The organism is Pseudoalteromonas sp. CO342X (assembly GCF_004208915.1).
Classification (GTDB): Bacteria; Pseudomonadota; Gammaproteobacteria; order Enterobacterales; family Alteromonadaceae; genus Pseudoalteromonas; species Pseudoalteromonas maricaloris.
Genome location: NZ_SGPH01000008.1, coordinates 17,159 through 33,744 on the forward strand (window position 1 = coordinate 17,159; position 16,586 = coordinate 33,744).

Below are 16,586 nucleotides of genomic sequence, written 5' to 3' on the forward strand. Positions count from 1 at the left end.
GCTGCACAATGAGCTGCGTAAAATAACTGGGACCAACAACTGGAGTGACCCCAATGAAATTTAAAAGCTTAGTTGCCGCAATGGGTGTGGCTATTACTACATTAGTTTCTACTCAAGTATCTGCTTTAGACGAAAAGTTACCAGAGTATAATAAAACCAGCGGTATCTCAGGAAACTTCTCTTCTGTAGGTTCTGATACGCTTGCCAACATGATGACGTTTTGGGCAGAAGAATATAAAAGAATTTACCCTAACGTAAATATCCAAATCCAAGCTGCTGGTTCTTCTACTGCGCCACCAGCACTAACGGAAGCAACGGCAAACTTCGGCCCTATGAGCCGTAAGATGAAGTCAAAAGAAATCGAAGCTTTTGAAAAGCGTTATGGTTATAAGCCAACAGAAATCCGCGTAGCAATTGATGCGCTCGCAGTATTTGTACACAAAGATAACCCAATTGAAGGCTTAACAATTGAACAGGTTGATTCAATCTTCTCTTCGACGCGCAAGTGTGGTTCGGCAGCACAGGCAAATCGCTGGAGTGATGTTGGTCTAACGGGTGATTGGGCAGCAAAAGACATTCAGCTTTATGGTCGTAACTCAGTATCTGGTACTTATGGTTACTTCAAGAAAAAAGCACTGTGTAAAGGTGACTTCCGCAATAATGTTAACGAGCAGCCAGGTTCTGCGTCTGTAGTACAGTCTATCTCGTCTTCAGTGAATGCGATTGGCTATTCTGGTATCGGTTATAAAACGTCAGGCGTACGTACCGTACCACTAGCGAAAAAAGGCACGAACTACGTTGATGCAACATTAGAAAATGTGGCACAGGGTAAATACCCACTGTCTCGCTTCCTATACCTATATGTAAACAAGCACCCTAATAAAGAATTAGCACCTATCGAAGCTGAATTCTTGAAGATGGTATTGTCTAAAGAAGGCCAAAAAATTGTTGAGAAAGACGGTTATGTTCCTCTTTCTAGCGAAATGGCGACACGTGAATTGAAAAAGTTAGGTTTACTTTAATCAATTACTCAACCCGCTAATTACTTGTTGTTATTAATGCCGCTCATTGAGCGGCATTTTTTATTTTCACACTTCTATGTTCCCAGATTGAATAATTTGTTTAAATCTTCATCCTCAAGCGGCAAAAAAGCTGGAAATATTCTATATTTAGTTAAAATTTATAATAAATCAGTCGATAATGAACTCGTCTTACTTCAAAAGGTGTATATATGAGTCTAGGTACTGCTTTTGCTGATCTTAGTATCACCAAAAAGATCCACGCAATTACGCTCGTTGCGGTTGTCGCTTTTGTGGTTATCGTGTTTGTTAATTACAACGCTATTAGCTCTAATCAAAGGGCATTAAATGAATTAGAGGAGCAGACATACAAAATTCTTAACCTCGCCACAGAAAACGCAAATAAGCTGCAGAATTTAGATGAGCTATTCACTCAAGCTGTAACCTTCGGGGATGCTGAATTACTAGATAAAGCAAAAGAATATCAACAGCAAATCCAAGCTAACCTGCAAAAAATTGAGTCGGTACAAAGCGGCTTTATGCCTTCAGATAATAGCGACGAACTTGCACAATACGGCAAAATTGCGCAACAAATTGCTGGGGGAATGATAGATGGTACAGCCGATTTTTCCCGTATCCAAGAAGATGCCAAAAAGAAAACTGAAATCTACGAAGGCCTAGTTGCAGATTTTACCAAGGCTAAAACGAACGCGAATGATCGTTTTGTTGAATTACTTCAAAATACCGAAGAGCGCTCAGCAAATGCGCTCACGATAATGTTGATTGTGGCCGTTATTTCTTTACTTGTGCTGGTTTTCTTAGCGGTTGTGATTGCAAGAGGTATTGGCAACTCTGCTAAGGATGCGGCGCAAAATCTGAAACTATTAGCGCAGGGGCAGGGTTCTTTGTCTACTACGCTCAATGTACGCTCTCACGATGAAATTGGCCAAGTATCCATAAACTTCAATGAATTTGTTGCGTTACTAAAAGGGGCGGTTGTCGAGGTGATGAGTGTCGTCGAGCCTTTGATGAAAGACTCAAGTCGTCTAGTTCAAGGGATGGAAAAAGCCGAAGGGGCAACGAATCAACAAACGCATGACGCGGAAGTGGTACGTCAATCTATGGAAGAAATGCGGTTAAGTGTGGGTGATATCTCTCACTCGGCGTCACAGGCGTCTGATGCTGCCCAGCTGGCCGAACAAGAAGTTGAGCAGAGTAAGCGCCAAATTCAGGTGTCAGTTAACGAATCACAAGCGTTAAGTGAAGAAATTAATCATGCAGCAGAGACGATCAATAAGCTAGCTGATGATACGCAGAACGTGACGCAAATATTAAATGTGATCACATCAATCGCTGAGCAAACCAATTTACTAGCCTTGAATGCTGCGATTGAGGCGGCTCGTGCTGGTGAGCAAGGTCGAGGTTTTGCGGTGGTTGCTGATGAAGTCCGCGAATTAGCCTCAAGAACAGCAAAGTCGACCAATGAGATAAGAGAACTTTTAAATGTGCTAACAGAAGCGGCAAATCAAGCGGTGAAAGCAATGACAAGTGCAAGCAGTATGGCAATTAATAATGCTGAAGCTGCTGCACAAACTGGGCAGTCGATTGAGCAGATAGCAGCACAAATCTTGTCAATTAATAGCATGAATGGTCAAATTGCTGCGGCTACGGAAGAGCAGACCTCGGTAGCCGCTATGGTGGTAAACAATGTGACATCTATGCACCAGTCTTTCCAAGACACAATGCAAGCGTTGAATGAAGTACAAGACGTTGCTGAAAACCTCCATGTATTGTCCGACAACTTGAAAGATGCAACCTCAAAATTTAGAGTCTAATGCTTTAATTTTTAAACAATAAATAAAAACAGCCACATTAAGTGGCTGTTTTTATTTGATAAGGAATATTAGGGCCTGTTTATCTTTCAAGTTTGCTTTTTGCAGCAGTTTGATTGGCCTTTATACAAGTCAGAGCCTGCGTAGCATAGTCATTCTATGTGAGTCAGGCGAGAACACAGTAGAAATGCCAATCAAGCGCTGCCCTTTGGGTTCACCTGAGTGTGCTTGGTTCATTGTTGCTCAACTTTTGCCTAGATCACTAGGCGGCAAGTCGAGCGTCGCGACCAAAACTCACTCAGAAGAACAAAAATCAAACAGCAAAGGTCAACAGGCCCTAGTATTTACCTATCACTTTGACGGCATCGGTTACTTTACTTGCATCAATATAACCGATTGCGTCTGCATTGCTCGAAACAAAATCGATTACCGCTTGATCGTTATCTAGCTTCTTCGGAGGTGTTCCTTTACCGGTGAATACTAATTTAGACCAATGAGCATTTAGCTGAGAGCTAGATTTACCAATCACTTTGTCGTTAAACTCGTCAAATACAGCATTACCATCCTGATTCACAGGGGTCGCACTACTACCATCGGCAAATGATTTGCTTTTGCCAAGGAATAACTTTTTGATAGTACCGTCATCCACAGTAGATGCATTTGCTGAGTTCACGATAACGGCAACATCTGCTAAAGCTGCTTGGCTGGCTAACAGTAGCCCTAAGGTCATTATTTTTTTAATCATATTAGCCTCCGTTAGAATACTAAATCGATACCGAAGCTCAACAGTTCAACTTTTTGATCTGTCAATGTGTTATCGAATTGGTTTAGTTCAATCTTGAATGCTGCTGACGGATGGAAGTCATAACGTGCACCAATACTCCACGTTTCTGATTCTGCACGAGCACCTGCAAGCGCACCATTAACAAGTGTTCTTAAATAAGGTGCATTTGGATTGGTTGGATCGGTCGTGACAGGAATGGTGACACCATTTGGAGCGGTGATGGTGAGTGGGACAGAGTTAAACTCGTCATTCTCATTCTTATCTTCATTGTGTTCGTAGGTTAGGTGGACTGTCCATGCATCAATACGGTAACCGAGGGAAGCGTAATACTGCTGTTGTTTAGCTAGTATGCTGTTATCCACTTCAAACTGAGTGTATTCTGCATCGAACAAGATATCGTTGTAGTCGATAGCAATACCTATCGCGGCAAAGTAAGCATCATCTTTATCGACAGCAATATCATCCGCTTGTTGAGTTAGCCCATAGCCAGTTAACCCTGCCAACAATCCCGATAGTTCAGGGCTATTAGCTGCACTAATGCTCGCTTCGGTAGCAAAGTAGGCCGCACGCGCACTGAACCAATCTCTGCTTAGTGTCCAGTTAATACCTACTGTGTTGTTCAACTCAGCTTCATCTGAGTAGGTAATAGCAACGATGTCGTCATCTACGCTGCCTAAAGCTAGCTGTACAGTGCTTTCCCATTCCCCTAATGTCGAATTATGGATATAACTCAATCCGTTATAGGTGCTAAAGCTTAGGTTATATACAGATTGAGGTGGTTTAACCCAGCGGTATGCATAACCCACATCTAAAAAGTCAGAATAGCGATAGAATGGTATACGCATCTTACCTGCGCTTATTTGTGACGAGTCTGAAATCGCATAAGTTAAGTATGCCCATTCAAACTCGGCATCAAAGTCATTCTGACCACGGCCTACGATCTGTGCTGTGGCAGTTAGACTTTCTTGTAGATCGGCGGAAAGTTGTAGGGCGAATAAGCTACGATTCTCCATATCAAAATCATTGTCATAGCCATATAGTGTGTCGTCACTATCTAGCGTTTGACCACCAATAATGGAAGCAAAACCATTAATTCTGATTTCAGCGGCGCTGTGAAAACTCACTGTCCCAAGCGCTATCGCTAATGCAATTGCTGACTTTTTCATATTGATTCCCATTTTCTTTGCAAAGAGTCGTGTCTGTAACACTCATTAAAAGCGCTGATACTGAGCTCAACAATAGTGTTACTTTTGTCTTAGAGATTAGAATAAAAACCAGAAATAACAAGTTATTAAGAAAAGTTAGTGCTCACAGCTTGCATTGTTTAAGAAACCAAGTCTTGAGCCAAGTTAAGTTGGTGTTGTATGTCTATCTCATCAGACCAGTTTATTGTATCGCAAAATATTCTAAAAAGGTGAATAAAAAATAACGGCGGGAATTAGAAAGTGCTTGTATTTAAAAGAATATTAAGGGAATTTTTTTGCCAAAAAGAGCAAACTATCGTTTGCTCTCGGTAATTTTTTCAGCCTGTACTTTGCAGGCATTATACTGCTCAATACATTTATCAGTGCATATCTGTAAAGACATTGTCTCTGGTGTGTTTTGCATCTCACAGCTGCGTTCGCATTGATAGTTCTGCTGTGCACACTGATTCAACTCAGGTGAGATAGAGTTACTGCACCCCAATAGGGTGGTAGAAAATACTAATAAGGCGAACGCAATTTTCATTATTATTCCTTAGACTGTGACTTGAATATTATCAATCAGTCTGACTTTGCCAAGAAAAGCTGCGGCAAGAATGACGAGTTGATTATCTTCGAGTGTAGCAGGTTTCAAGCTATCTTTTTGACAAATGTTAAAATAATCCAACTTTAAACCCGCATTATGCAGCATTTCTGTTGCATTTTTTGTTACCTTCGAAAAATCTTTTTCGCCATTCTCTATAGCGCCAGCTGCTGCTTTTAGCGCTTGAAAAAGTACTTTAGCAGTATCTTTTTCAGATTCAGAGAGGTAACCATTACGTGAGCTCATCGCCAGTCCAGAAACTTCTCTTTGAGTCGCAACACCAATCACTTCAACAGGAATAGACAAGTCTTTCACCATTGTTTTGATGACCTGTAATTGTTGAAAGTCTTTTTCACCAAAGCAGGCAAAATCAGGTTGCACTAAGTTAAACAGTTTAGTGACAACCGTTGCAACGCCACGAAAGTGTCCAGGGCGTGTACCACCACAGTGTCCTTCAGATACTCCCGGCACATCAACAAAACTCTGCGCATTTAGGCCGTTAGGATATATGGTCTCAACGGTAGGCGTAAATACAATATCGGTTTCTAGTTCTGCAAGGCCTTGCTTGTCTTGCTCAAGCGTACGTGGGTAGCTGTCGAGGTCTTCGTTCGCACCAAATTGCATTGGGTTTACAAAGATACTGACAACGACTTTATCCGCTAGGGTTTTCGCTTTTTCTACTAAGGAAAAATGACCACGGTGAAGGTTGCCCATCGTTGGTACGAAGGCAATGCTCAACCCTTGTTGGCGCCAAGCTTTAATCTGGCTTCGTAACGATTTAATCTCAGTAACTGATTGCATGTTGTACTCTAATTCAATAATAACAATACCAACCCAAACAAAACGCTTGGATCAGACTCAGCGATAAGCATCGCTCATCGCAAATTTAATTAAATTCGTGATCAGGCCCCGGGAAGTCACCTGATTGCACGTCTGCACAAAACTTTTTCACCGCATCTGGCATGTTGCCAGTTTCGAGCAGGAAGTTCTTCGAGAACTTAGGAATATAGCCTGCAGAAATACCGACCAAGTCATGCATAACCAAAATTTGGCCATCGGTCTCTTTACCTGCGCCAATACCAATGACCGGAATTGCCACGGCGTCGGTAATACGTTTAGCCAGTGCTGAAGGCACACATTCAATCACAATCATTTGAGCACCAGCACGTTCTAACGCTTGTGCATCGGCTATCATCTTTTGCGCTTGTGCTTCTTCACGACCTTGAATTTTAAAGCCACCAAACACGTGCACTGATTGTGGTGTTAAACCTAAATGACCACAAACTGGGATCCCTTGCTGAGTAAGCAGTGCAATGCTGTCGTAAAGCCATTCACCACCTTCAAGCTTAACCATATTAGCACCAGAGCGCATCAAGGTAGCTGCATTCTGACAGGCTGACTGTGGATCTGAATAGCTCATAAAAGGCATATCGGCGATAACGAATAGCTCTTTACTACCAGCTCTTACACAACGGGTGTGATAGGCAATGTCATCCGTGGTAACGGCTAAAGTGTCTTCACCACCTTGTAAAACCATACCCAGAGAATCACCCACTAAGATGACATCTACGCCATTGTCGTGAAATAACTTTGCAAAACTTGCATCGTATGCGGTGAGGGCTGTTATTTTTGTTCCTTCACGCTTCATTTTGGCAAGTGTTGAGACGGAAATTTTTGCCATGGTAAACCCCTTGGATTGGTTTATTTGAGGATTGCTAATCCGTTAAGTGGTAACTTTTGTGTTAAAGAGCTAAGCTCAGTGCCATCAGGTAATTTGAGTTCTGGCGTTATCTCTAATAGTGGATAGACGACAAATTCTCTTTCTTTCAAGCCGTAATGTGGCACCGTGAGTCTATCACTGTTAATGGTGTCGGTATTAAAAAGCAGAATATCTAAATCGAGCGTGCGCGGTCCCCAGCGCTCAGCTTTGCGTACACGACCATGTTCAAGCTCTATTTGTTGTAACACATCGAGTAAAGACTCTGCTGTTAATGATGTCGCCAGTTTTGCTACGGCATTCACATAATCAGGTTGATCTTGAGGGCCCATAGGTTTTGAGCCATACAGGCTAGAGTGCTGGACAAGCGAGAGGTCTGGATGGGCGGCGAGCACATCGAGTGCTCGCTGTATTTGTGCCATCGGTTCGGATAGGTTTGCACCCAATCCAATGTACGCAATATTCATTTAATCTTCTTTTGGTTTTCTTTTTGGCTTACGTCTATTATAACGACGCTTAGGTTTGCTTTGGTTACCTAAGTTGCGCACCATGTCTTTTTGGCCGGTGACATCATTCTTGAGGTAGTCAGTCCACCAAGCTGCAAGTTCTTCTTGCTCTTGCTCACCACTTTCAACACGCAATAATAGGAAATCATATGCGGCTTTGAATCGCGGCTGCAAGCTTAGGCGGTATGCACGCTGGCCTGAACGTTTATCTAGGCGTTGTTGAATATGCCAGATATCTCGGGCACCTAAAGTAAAGCGTTTAGGCACAGCAACGTGTTTAGCATTTTCAGCAAGGACGTGATTAATGGCTTGCATAAAGGCATCATATTCATTCATACCTTCGGCCGCGAGCGCTTCGCTTTTAGCTAAAATCGGGAACCATAAAAGTGCTGCATAGATAAATGCAGGGGTTACTTTTTTATCCGCGTTGATACGGCTATCCGTATTGGCAAACATTTGCTGAATAAAGCGACGTTCAAAGTCATTATCAGGCTGTGCTAGGATTTTATCTAACGCCGGGAATAATTGTGCAAACAAGCCGTATTCACGCATCTGAAGAAAGTTTTCTTCCGCTTTACCATTTAAAAATAGCTTTAGCGTTTCTTCGAACAAGCGTGCAGCTGGAATATGCCCAAGTAACGGCGCTAGTGCTTTAATCGGAGTGCGGGTCGGGGTAGCAATCTCCATATCCAGTTTGGTTGCAAAGCGGATAGCTCTCAGCATACGTACCGGATCTTCGCGATAGCGAGTTTCAGGGTCGCCAATCAGCTCAATTTTACGCGCTTTAATGTCAGCAACACCACCGGCAAAGTCGCGTAAAGTAAAGTCATTGATCGAATAATATAGCGCATTGATAGTAAAGTCGCGGCGCTCGGCGTCTTCTTCAATACTGCCGTAGACATTGTCGCGTAATAGCTGCCCGTGTTCGCTGGCTTGACTTGTCGTGGCACAAGAATCATCACTTTGATGGTGGCCACGCATGGTGGCAACTTCAATAATTTCACGTCCAAAAACAATGTGCGCAAGGCGGAAGCGACGACCTATTAAGCGACAGTTACGGAAGAGCTTTTTGATTTGTTCAGGTGTTGCATTGGTAACGACATCAAAGTCTTTAGGCTCTATTCCTAGCATGATATCGCGTATACAACCACCAACTAGGTAGGCATCATAGCCACCGTCTTTTAAGCGATAGAGCACTTTGATAGCGTTAGGGCTAAATTGTTTACGAGATATACCATGCTCGCTGCGAGGAATTATCGCAGGTGTCGGGCTGGCCATTTTCACCGTCTCATCGCCTTTTCCAGTTACAAACTGGCGGCAAAAGTTTACAAGCTTGGAAATAATAACTCGTCTCCTGAGCAATCAAGTTTTCTATTCTAGTCGTTGTGAACCACTGCTTTTGTCTTAAAACAGGTCGCATTTAAGGCTCGCTATCATATACTCAAATGAGACTAAATTGAAGTACTTGAAAACAGTGGGCGAAAAGCAAAATCGCCATTTTCTAGAGAGTCTAGTTGAATTTCCTGTACTTTAGGAACGCTATCTAGACTAAAAATATCAATAGCGTGAGTCAGCAATGCGTCAACGTCTTGATAATTATGGAGAGAATCAACCGGCACATGCAAATAACGCAGCGCGGCATAAAGGGTTGGTAACGGGTTATGGTTATCAATAGCTGGAGCATGATTCTGCTTAGATAACTTAAATCCGGGCTCTGCGACAGCCAGTGGTACGTGAGCGTACTCAGGTGATGGCTGATTGAGTTGTCGAAATAAACTAATTTGTCTTGCTGTGGGTTCTAGCAGGTCGGCACCACGCACGATATGACTAATCTTTTGCTCTATGTCGTCAACGACCACCACCAATTGATAAGCAAATAAGCCGTCGCGGCGTTTAACGATGTAATCTTCATGCGCAATTGCAGGGGGAATGACAACCATGCCTTGTATTGCATCATTAAATTCAGTAACTGGACAGCGCTGCTGTAGGCGCAAAGCATTATCTTGCCAACTTAGCGCTAAAGCTCGGCAATGATTGTTATAAAACCCACCCATTGCTTTAATTTGCTTTCTAGTACATTGACACGCATACATAAGGGAGTCTGATTTTAGTGTCGTCAAATAGGCTTGGTATAGGGCATGGCGCTGCGATTGATAGACAACGTCTTCATCCCAGTAAAGGCCATATGCTTCAAGAGTGGTTAATATATTGTCGGCAGCACCCGCAACTACACGCGGTGTGTCTATATCTTCGATGCGAACGAGCCATTTACCTTGATTGACTTTTGCATCTAGATAGCTACTCAGGGCGGCCACAAGAGAGCCGAAATGAAGCGGTCCGGAAGGCGAGGGAGCAAATCGACCGCGATAGCTCCCAGTTTGCTTTAAGCTTGGGGACACAGGGCTGAGATTATCCTCTGCCTTGTTGTTTTTCTTTGATTTCTGCGAGAGATTTACAATCAACACAAAGATCAGCTGTTGGACGCGCTTCTAAACGGCGAATGCCGATTTCAATACCGCACGACTCACAATAGCCGAAATCATCATCTTCGATAAGTTGAAGTGTTTTCTCAATTTTCTTGATTAGCTTACGCTCGCGGTCGCGAGTACGCAGTTCAAGAGAAAACTCTTCTTCTTGCGCTGCACGGTCCACAGGATCAGGAAAGTTTGCCGCTTCGTCTTGCATGTGTGTCTTAGTACGGTCTACTTCATTACGTAGATCGGCACGCCATGCTTCTAATATCGCTTTGAAATGAGCACGTTGTGCTTCATTCATGTATTCTTCGCCTGGCTTTTCTTGATAAGGTTCTACACCGGCTTGAGCCAATAACCCTAGTTTTTTCTGGTCTGGCATACCATTCTCCTAAATCCTTAATACATAACCCCAGCTTTCGCCGGCGGGTATAAATAGCAAAATCTTTACCCCTTAGCAAACACTTTTTTGCTGCAAATGTCAGCCACTTTTTTCAATGTTTAACTATTTGGGGGAGAAAACTATCACGGCTATATGTGGGCAGCATGAAAAAAGTCAAGCGTAATCAAAAGGAATTTCTTCAATTAATTGTACTTGGTTGTCGTCAATATGCGCTCGATAAGCAATGATTTCTACTCCATGAGAAATTGCTTCTTTTACTAACGCTGCATACTTTTGATCGATATGACTGGCTGGTTTGACACAATTGATCCCTGTATGGAGCGCGGCAAACAGTAACACCGCACGATGACCTTGCTGTTTAATGTGGATTAATTCTCTAAGATGTTTTTGACCTCTTAAGGTTTCTGCATCAGGGAAAAAACCTTGCTGTTGCTCAAGCAAAGTCACCGACTTTACTTCAACGTAGCAGAATTGCGAGGATTGTCCATTTTCGAGGTTGCTCAACAAAATATCAATTCGGCTATTTTCAGCCCCGTATTTCACCTCAGTTTGAAGTGTTTTGTAGCCTTGCAGTTGCGTTATTCTTCCTTGCTCTATGGCCTCAACAGACACTTTATTAGCCACCGCTGTATTTACACAAATAAAATGACCATCATTATCTTGCGTCAGCTCCAACGAATGAATGTACTTTCGTTTAGGGTTATCGCTGGTGGAATAATAGGCTGTAAATCCTGGGTCTGCACAATTGGTCATTCTACCAGTATTGGCGCAGTGTACGGTGAATTCGTCACCACTTGGGGCGCGTAAGTCGACAAGAAAGCGTTTATATCGTTTGAGCAAGGTTGCTTGCTGTAATTGCCTAGAAAACTTCATTGGTCGCTTTAGGTTGGGTGTATTTAGTGGCTAGTGTACACTTAACCACACTTACAAGCACAAGAGTGAAAAGAGAATGTCAGAGAAATTTATTGTACGACTGAGTGAAGACGCAAAACCAGAGTATTTATCTGCTGGTGTTGCATTGTCGTTTGAAAAGGACGGTGCTTTTATCCATTTACAACAAGACGAAACGCTGAAGAATATTCAAAAAGCGGCTCGTAGCATCGCACAACAAGGGATTAAACAAGTTCATCTAGAAGGTGACTTGTGGTGTACTGAATCTCAATGGGCTTTTTATCAAGGATTTGTGTCACCAAAAGCATTAGATGGTGTGGTGTTTGTTGACAACGACCAATCAGATCTAAAAGAGCTTGATGCATTAAAAGCATCGGCAACATGGATGCGTCAGATGATCAACGGGACGGCCGAAGACATTTATCCTGAAAGCCTTGCTGGAAAAGCGGCTGAGTTTATTCAGTCATTGGCACCTGAGCATGTTAGCTATCAAATCATTAAAGGCGATGCGCTGTTAGAGCAGCAATGGATTGGTATCCATGAAGTAGGACGCGGCAGTGAGCGTCCACCAGTATTGCTTGAGCTTGACTACAATCCGACGGGTAATGATGACGCTCCAGTTAGCGCTGCACTTGTGGGTAAAGGGATCACGTTTGACTCAGGTGGTTACTCAATTAAGCCAAGTGAAGGCATGCTTACGATGAAGTGTGATATGGGCGGGGCGGCAACTGTAACGGCTGGTTTAGCGCTGGCTATTCAACGTGGTTTTGACCGTCGTGTTAAGTTGTTCCTATGTTGTGCTGAGAACCTTATCTCAGGCCATGCCTATAAGTTAGGTGATATTCTTACCTACAAAAATGGTACCACAGTGGAAATCGTAAATACGGATGCAGAGGGTCGCTTAGTGCTTGCTGATGGCTTGATGGCTGCCGGTGAAACAGGCGCAGAGCTTATCATTGATGCCGCGACTTTAACGGGCGCAGCGCTCGTTGCTGTAGGACAAGAGTACAATGCGTTATTTGGTTTAGACAAAACACTTGTTGGTGATGTGCAGCAGTTCGCGAGTGACGAATTTGAAGCCGCGTGGCCATTGCCTCTAGAAAAGTGGCACCAAAATAACTGTCCATCGCCTTATGCGGATACAGCTAACAGCCGAGCACAAAAAGGTGGCGGCTTTGGTGGTGCATCCAATGCAGCGGGTTTCCTATCTCGCTTTGTACCAAATGAAGGTCAAGGTTGGGTGCATATCGACCTTGCAGCTTCTTTCCAAAATAGCGCTAGTGGTCAATGGGCTGCGGGTGCAACGACGTTAGGTATGAGAACCGTAGCGAGAACGCTCCAAGAAAAAGCGTAATCATGCTGATAGCCGAGTGTATTCCGCTGAATACACTCGGTTTATTACCACGTTTAAGACAAGAGTGCAGCAGCGAGCCGCACAAAGTCTGATGATGTTAGTATTCCAACCAATTTGTTCTGCTCGTCTACCACAGGCATACAGCCATGGCGATTATCGACAAAAAAGCGCACCACATCTTGTAGTGATTGGCTTGGGCGCACGCTCGCAAAATCGGTCGCCATAATATCTTGTACTTTTGTTTGCTTTTCTTTTCTTGCAAGCGCATTGGCGCCATAGGTTGCCATTATTCCCATTACCTTGGCGATCATAATTTTTTGCGTGAGCATACCAACCAAGGCTCCTGCTTCATCAATCACTGGAATGTGACGAACATTTTTTTCTTTCATTAAATTGTGCGCATCTTGCAAGGTATTTTCAGCAATCACTGCGAACGGATCTGGGGTCATTAAATCAGCTACGGTTTGGGTCATCTGCTACTCCTTTCACTCCATATGCTTATGTTGAGTTTAGCCTGATCTATTTGGCATGTATGGAATTGAGATCAAGTTTTGAACTATTTCTTGAAGAACTGCTCTTATGAAGATAACAATAAGAAAGGATAACCCAATGAAAAAGTTACTGATGTTAGGTGCTGTTGCGAGCTTACTTTGCAATTCTGTGTTCGCCGCTGAGCGAAGTGTTGAATATGGTGAGATTAATCAAATTCTAGATTTAATCGCCAACAAAGCGCAGTCGCAATATATCTTGTCTAAATTTACTGTGGAAGTGAAGCAGCCTGATATCGCGCTTGAGGATGTTAAACTTTGGCTGGAGCAAGATGACAAGATCATTGCCAACGGTATCATAGATAAAGACGGCAATATTGATTTACCTATTCTCCCGCAGTCACGTGCTGATAAAGTTAACTTAGTGATCAATCAAGAAAAAGGTGCCGTTGCGATTATGGTCAATACGGATATAGCACCGCTGACTAAGCTACGGGTTATGTATCGCGATTTGTTTATCCTTTTAGAGGATATGGACGCTTTTGTTGAGTTGATGGCAGGTAGCTTGTCTTGGCTTGCTCCAAGCTTTGATGAACTAGAGTTCACATTTACCGAGTCTGCATCAATTCAGTTTGTGGACTCAAAAGGTAAAACCCAAAAGTTTGTGACGGATGATGAGTTTAAGATCCAAATCCCTAATAAGAAAAAGTGGATGAAGCAAAATCCATCCTTGCAATTTAGTGCCTTACCAACCCAGTTTGCGCCCATAGACTAGGGAAGAAGGTCCGTATGCCTGCTAGCAGGCGGGCATATCCTTTTCCATCAGGTAGTTAGTTAACACTTCGCCACGAACCTTCACTTGTTGTTCCTTTATCACTTGGAAACCAAAATATTCAAAGAAAGGTTTAGCCGTTTTACTAACATGGGAAAATAAGCGCGTTGTGTTGGTTATTTTGCTGTGTTCTAAGAGTGCGAGCATAAGTGCTTTACCTATGCCTTGGCCTTGATGTTCCGCATGGCAAAAAAAGTGATCAATAAGACCGTCGGCTTGGATATCGGCAAAGCCAACAATTTTACCATTTAGCACGGCGACAAGGGGCTGATTGCTCCTTAATCGGTCTTGCCAGCCTTTATCGGCAACGTCGCTATGTGCCCATGCATTAACTTGGTTATTGGAGTAGTGCTGTATATTTACTGAGCGTATAGTGTCAAACATAAGCTTGCGTAACACGGCTTCTTCGCCGCTTTGAAATTGTCTGATGATAATCATTGTTAATCTTTATTCTTGGAGCCTTAATTGCCCGGAAATAGCGTGTTGCTCAGCAATCTCTGCAAGTCGTACGTATTTTTGTTCAACCAGTTGAGACACGGGAACCAGTTTGGCATCAATACTTTCAAGCTCAGCTAACTTGGCTGCAAGAAAGGCGGCGGTTTCCTTATACGGGTGCGCAATGATAATAACATGCTCGTGATTATCAAGTAGCTTAAGCATATGTTGCCACTGCTTGTTGAGCGCCTCGGTGGATATATCATTGTCTAGAAAGACCTGTCGAGCTACGTTTTTTACGCCATAAAGGTTGGCTGCATATTGGGCTTGGCTGTGGCTAGTGGTGCGGCTATCTAAAAAGTATAATCCGCGCTTTTTTAGTATTTCCATTGTCCATTTCATTGGCTCTATTTGTTCGGTTAATGCTGAGCCCATGTGATTGTTTACGCCTTTAACTTGAGGTAGTGTCGATAGCGCATTGCCAAGTGTCATTTGCAACTGCCACTTTTCCATGTCGGTGGTTAATGCTCCCGGGCCAAGGGCCTTTTCCGTGTCTTGTGCCTGCATTGGCACATGTAACAAAAGCTCGCGTTGTTGGCGGCTGGCTGCAAAAGCAAATTGTTGAGAAAAAGGAGTATGGGGCAGGATCGAAAAGGTGATCCCACCCGGTAAAGACAGCAACTCTAAGTCACGTTGGTGATTGCCAATGTCGTCTATAACAATGGCAAACTGTTTTGCTGGCACTGCAAAAGTCATGCAGGCCAGTATTATCCCGATTATTTTTTTTAGCACACAAATTATTATTATAGTTTACAGCCCTACAGGGCTGTTTTTTATTTACTGTGATTGAACTAACGCCAGCGCCTTAGGCCAATGCGATGCTAGCTGTTCAATACCTGTTGTTTTGATTGATTCTTCACCAGTGATTATAGCGCTTTTATCCAACAGGGAAAGCGCTTGTTTGGTAAAATATACATCGGGCTCTATGCCTTTACCTTCAATTGATGTACCTGCTGGTGTGTAGTATCTCGCTGTCGTTAACTTTAATGCAGTAGTACCATTGCCAATCGGGATCAAGGATTGCACTGAGCCTTTACCATAGGAACGTAAGCCAACGACTAAGGCACGTTTATTATCCTTGAGTGCGGCTGCTAAAATCTCGGCTGCTGAAGCGGAATTATTGTTGATTAATACCAAAATAGGCGCACCATTTAAAATATCTCCCCGCTTTGCAATGTAAGCCTGATTGGCGTCATAGAAGCGGCCTTTGGTCGTGACGATTGTGCCACTATCTAAAAAAAGATCTGAGATTGCCACGGCACTATTAAGTGTGCCGCCGGGGTTGTCACGTAAATCAATAACCAACTTTTTCAATGGACTGCCTAACTGTACTTGTAGTCGGTTTATGTGTCTTGCAACATCATGATAGGTGTGGTGGTTAAAACTGTTGACGCTTAAAAAACCGGTACCGTCGTTTAAGAGTTTACTGGCGACACTTTCAATGACTATCTCTTGACGTTTAAGCTCAAGTGCAATCAGCTCGTCTTGTCTTAATACCACTAAATTGATGAGATTTTTATTTGCAGCTTTGAGTAGGGCAGACACTTCTTCTATCGATTTACCCGCGACATTAGCGCCATTGATTGCATGGAGTTTATCACCGCTCTCTATGCCTGCTTGAGCTGCCGGTGAGTTGGGCAGAGTATCCAAGATAATCACGTAATTATCTTGCTCTTCGACTTCAATACCAAGCCCCGTGTAGCGTCCATTTGCTGCACTGAAGATGGATTCCAAGTCTTCCTCGTTGAGGTATTTAGAGTAGGGATCTAAATTATCAAAGAGGCTCGACAAGTTGCTCGCGTTGTAGCGACTGAGAGGCAAGTCTTCAACATAATAGGTGTGAATATGATACAGGATTTCATCGATTTCTTGAGCCGAGAACTTTTGTGTAGACGCGTGACTAAAAGCGCTAAAACTTAACAAAAGCAGGAAGCTTAATAATGCAACATAGCGCGCCGCAAGCGCGTAAAAACGGGTTTGTCTATTCATGTGCTGCTCCTCATCAAGGT

The 16,586-nt window shown here is 43.2% G+C and carries 19 protein-coding genes; 5 read left to right on the forward strand and 14 right to left on the reverse strand.

From position 1 onward, the window contains the following. Positions 1-53: 53 nt before the first annotated feature. From EXT47_RS01790 to EXT47_RS24225, 3 genes are all read left to right on the forward strand, one after another. Positions 54-1,022, forward strand: a complete 969-nt coding sequence (locus tag EXT47_RS01790) for a PstS family phosphate ABC transporter substrate-binding protein (RefSeq protein WP_017216573.1) — start codon at positions 54-56, stop codon at positions 1,020-1,022. Positions 1,023-1,231: 209 nt separating this feature from the next. After that, the gene (locus tag EXT47_RS01795) at positions 1,232-2,854 is read left to right on the forward strand and encodes a methyl-accepting chemotaxis protein (protein ID WP_010378764.1); all 1,623 of its coding nucleotides are present in this window, start codon (positions 1,232-1,234) and stop codon (positions 2,852-2,854) included. 184 nt (positions 2,855-3,038) lie between these two features. Continuing rightward, positions 3,039-3,299 (forward strand): hypothetical protein, encoded by a 261-nt coding sequence (locus EXT47_RS24225; protein WP_084204145.1) that lies wholly within the window; start codon positions 3,039-3,041, stop codon positions 3,297-3,299. Here the strand turns inward: EXT47_RS24225 and EXT47_RS01805 are convergent. From EXT47_RS01805 to sfsA, 10 genes are all read right to left on the reverse strand, one after another. Next, positions 3,189-3,596: a phosphate ABC transporter substrate-binding protein gene (locus EXT47_RS01805; protein WP_039491468.1), complete on the reverse strand. Its 408-nt coding sequence runs from the start codon at positions 3,594-3,596 to the stop codon at positions 3,189-3,191. The two genes, EXT47_RS24225 and EXT47_RS01805, sit on opposite strands and share 111 nt — an antisense overlap. Before the next feature lie 11 nt (positions 3,597-3,607). After that, positions 3,608-4,801 (reverse strand): porin, encoded by a 1,194-nt coding sequence (locus EXT47_RS01810; protein WP_069022159.1) that lies wholly within the window; start codon positions 4,799-4,801, stop codon positions 3,608-3,610. A 331-nt stretch (positions 4,802-5,132) separates the two neighbouring features. Beyond that, positions 5,133-5,363 carry a hypothetical protein gene (locus EXT47_RS01815; protein ID WP_039491465.1) on the reverse strand — a complete coding sequence of 77 codons (231 nt, stop codon included), beginning with the start codon at positions 5,361-5,363 and terminating at the stop codon, positions 5,133-5,135. A 9-nt stretch (positions 5,364-5,372) separates the two neighbouring features. Beyond that, positions 5,373-6,221: a pantoate--beta-alanine ligase gene (gene panC, locus EXT47_RS01820; protein ID WP_039491464.1), complete on the reverse strand. Its 849-nt coding sequence runs from the start codon at positions 6,219-6,221 to the stop codon at positions 5,373-5,375. 85 nt (positions 6,222-6,306) lie between these two features. Beyond that, positions 6,307-7,101 (reverse strand): 3-methyl-2-oxobutanoate hydroxymethyltransferase, encoded by a 795-nt coding sequence (gene panB / locus EXT47_RS01825; protein WP_017216568.1) that lies wholly within the window; start codon positions 7,099-7,101, stop codon positions 6,307-6,309. A 20-nt stretch (positions 7,102-7,121) separates the two neighbouring features. Beyond that, entirely contained in the window at positions 7,122-7,604 is a 483-nt protein-coding gene (folK, locus tag EXT47_RS01830; protein ID WP_039491463.1) for a 2-amino-4-hydroxy-6-hydroxymethyldihydropteridine diphosphokinase, read from the reverse strand. Continuing rightward, entirely contained in the window at positions 7,605-8,921 is a 1,317-nt protein-coding gene (pcnB, locus tag EXT47_RS01835) for a polynucleotide adenylyltransferase PcnB (RefSeq protein WP_029215927.1), read from the reverse strand. A gap of 173 nt (positions 8,922-9,094) precedes the next feature. After that, entirely contained in the window at positions 9,095-10,042 is a 948-nt protein-coding gene (gene gluQRS, locus EXT47_RS01840) for a tRNA glutamyl-Q(34) synthetase GluQRS (protein ID WP_130125783.1), read from the reverse strand. Between the two features lie 10 nt (positions 10,043-10,052). Then, positions 10,053-10,496, reverse strand: a complete 444-nt coding sequence (gene dksA / locus EXT47_RS01845) for an RNA polymerase-binding protein DksA (protein ID WP_039491461.1) — start codon at positions 10,494-10,496, stop codon at positions 10,053-10,055. Between the two features lie 174 nt (positions 10,497-10,670). Continuing rightward, a complete protein-coding gene (gene sfsA, locus EXT47_RS01850) occupies positions 10,671-11,390 on the reverse strand; it encodes a DNA/RNA nuclease SfsA (RefSeq protein ID WP_039491458.1) in 720 nt (239 codons plus the stop codon). Between the two features lie 76 nt (positions 11,391-11,466). Between sfsA and pepB the strand changes: the two genes are divergently transcribed. Further along, complete coding sequence (pepB, locus tag EXT47_RS01855; RefSeq protein ID WP_130125784.1) at positions 11,467-12,762, forward strand: aminopeptidase PepB; 1,296 nt, start codon at positions 11,467-11,469, stop codon at positions 12,760-12,762. A 53-nt stretch (positions 12,763-12,815) separates the two neighbouring features. Here the strand turns inward: pepB and EXT47_RS01860 are convergent, their stop codons facing one another. After that, positions 12,816-13,235, reverse strand: a complete 420-nt coding sequence (locus tag EXT47_RS01860) for an HPP family protein (protein ID WP_010378791.1) — start codon at positions 13,233-13,235, stop codon at positions 12,816-12,818. Between the two features lie 136 nt (positions 13,236-13,371). Between EXT47_RS01860 and EXT47_RS01865 the strand changes: the two genes are divergently transcribed. After that, positions 13,372-14,025 (forward strand): DUF2987 domain-containing protein, encoded by a 654-nt coding sequence (locus tag EXT47_RS01865; protein ID WP_039491455.1) that lies wholly within the window; start codon positions 13,372-13,374, stop codon positions 14,023-14,025. 21 nt (positions 14,026-14,046) lie between these two features. Here EXT47_RS01865 and EXT47_RS01870 read toward each other — a convergent pair whose 3' ends face one another. The 3 genes from EXT47_RS01870 to EXT47_RS01880 all read right to left on the reverse strand — a co-directional run bounded on the left by EXT47_RS01870 (position 14,047) and on the right by EXT47_RS01880 (position 16,566). Beyond that, positions 14,047-14,520, reverse strand: a complete 474-nt coding sequence (locus tag EXT47_RS01870) for a GNAT family N-acetyltransferase (RefSeq protein ID WP_039491453.1) — start codon at positions 14,518-14,520, stop codon at positions 14,047-14,049. A 9-nt stretch (positions 14,521-14,529) separates the two neighbouring features. After that, the gene (locus EXT47_RS01875; RefSeq protein ID WP_045990310.1) at positions 14,530-15,273 is read right to left on the reverse strand and encodes a divergent polysaccharide deacetylase family protein; all 744 of its coding nucleotides are present in this window, start codon (positions 15,271-15,273) and stop codon (positions 14,530-14,532) included. Positions 15,274-15,354: 81 nt separating this feature from the next. Beyond that, entirely contained in the window at positions 15,355-16,566 is a 1,212-nt protein-coding gene (locus EXT47_RS01880) for a S41 family peptidase (protein WP_130125785.1), read from the reverse strand. Positions 16,567-16,586 lie beyond the last annotated feature (20 nt).

Excerpts from the sequence above, each read along its gene's own strand:
- EXT47_RS01795 (WP_010378764.1), top strand. The coding sequence starts at position 1,232 with ATGAGTCTAGGTACTGCTTTTGCTGATCTTAGTATCACCAAAAAGATC.
- EXT47_RS01805 (WP_039491468.1), bottom strand. The coding sequence starts at position 3,596 with ATGATTAAAAAAATAATGACCTTAGGGCTACTGTTAGCCAGCCAAGCA.
- EXT47_RS01815 (WP_039491465.1), bottom strand. The coding sequence starts at position 5,363 with ATGAAAATTGCGTTCGCCTTATTAGTATTTTCTACCACCCTATTGGGG.
- EXT47_RS01865 (WP_039491455.1), top strand. The coding sequence starts at position 13,372 with ATGAAAAAGTTACTGATGTTAGGTGCTGTTGCGAGCTTACTTTGCAAT.
- EXT47_RS24225 (WP_084204145.1), top strand. The coding sequence starts at position 3,039 with ATGCCAATCAAGCGCTGCCCTTTGGGTTCACCTGAGTGTGCTTGGTTC.
- EXT47_RS01870 (WP_039491453.1), bottom strand. The coding sequence starts at position 14,520 with ATGATTATCATCAGACAATTTCAAAGCGGCGAAGAAGCCGTGTTACGC.
- pepB (WP_130125784.1), top strand. The coding sequence starts at position 11,467 with ATGTCAGAGAAATTTATTGTACGACTGAGTGAAGACGCAAAACCAGAG.
- pcnB (WP_029215927.1), bottom strand. The coding sequence starts at position 8,921 with ATGGCCAGCCCGACACCTGCGATAATTCCTCGCAGCGAGCATGGTATA.
- panB (WP_017216568.1), bottom strand. The coding sequence starts at position 7,101 with ATGGCAAAAATTTCCGTCTCAACACTTGCCAAAATGAAGCGTGAAGGA.
- EXT47_RS01860 (WP_010378791.1), bottom strand. The coding sequence starts at position 13,235 with ATGACCCAAACCGTAGCTGATTTAATGACCCCAGATCCGTTCGCAGTG.
- EXT47_RS01880 (WP_130125785.1), bottom strand. The coding sequence starts at position 16,566 with ATGAATAGACAAACCCGTTTTTACGCGCTTGCGGCGCGCTATGTTGCA.
- EXT47_RS01875 (WP_045990310.1), bottom strand. The coding sequence starts at position 15,273 with ATGACTTTTGCAGTGCCAGCAAAACAGTTTGCCATTGTTATAGACGAC.
- EXT47_RS01810 (WP_069022159.1), bottom strand. The coding sequence starts at position 4,801 with ATGAAAAAGTCAGCAATTGCATTAGCGATAGCGCTTGGGACAGTGAGT.
- sfsA (WP_039491458.1), bottom strand. The coding sequence starts at position 11,390 with ATGAAGTTTTCTAGGCAATTACAGCAAGCAACCTTGCTCAAACGATAT.
- EXT47_RS01790 (WP_017216573.1), top strand. The coding sequence starts at position 54 with ATGAAATTTAAAAGCTTAGTTGCCGCAATGGGTGTGGCTATTACTACA.
- panC (WP_039491464.1), bottom strand. The coding sequence starts at position 6,221 with ATGCAATCAGTTACTGAGATTAAATCGTTACGAAGCCAGATTAAAGCT.
- folK (WP_039491463.1), bottom strand. The coding sequence starts at position 7,604 with ATGAATATTGCGTACATTGGATTGGGTGCAAACCTATCCGAACCGATG.
- dksA (WP_039491461.1), bottom strand. The coding sequence starts at position 10,496 with ATGCCAGACCAGAAAAAACTAGGGTTATTGGCTCAAGCCGGTGTAGAA.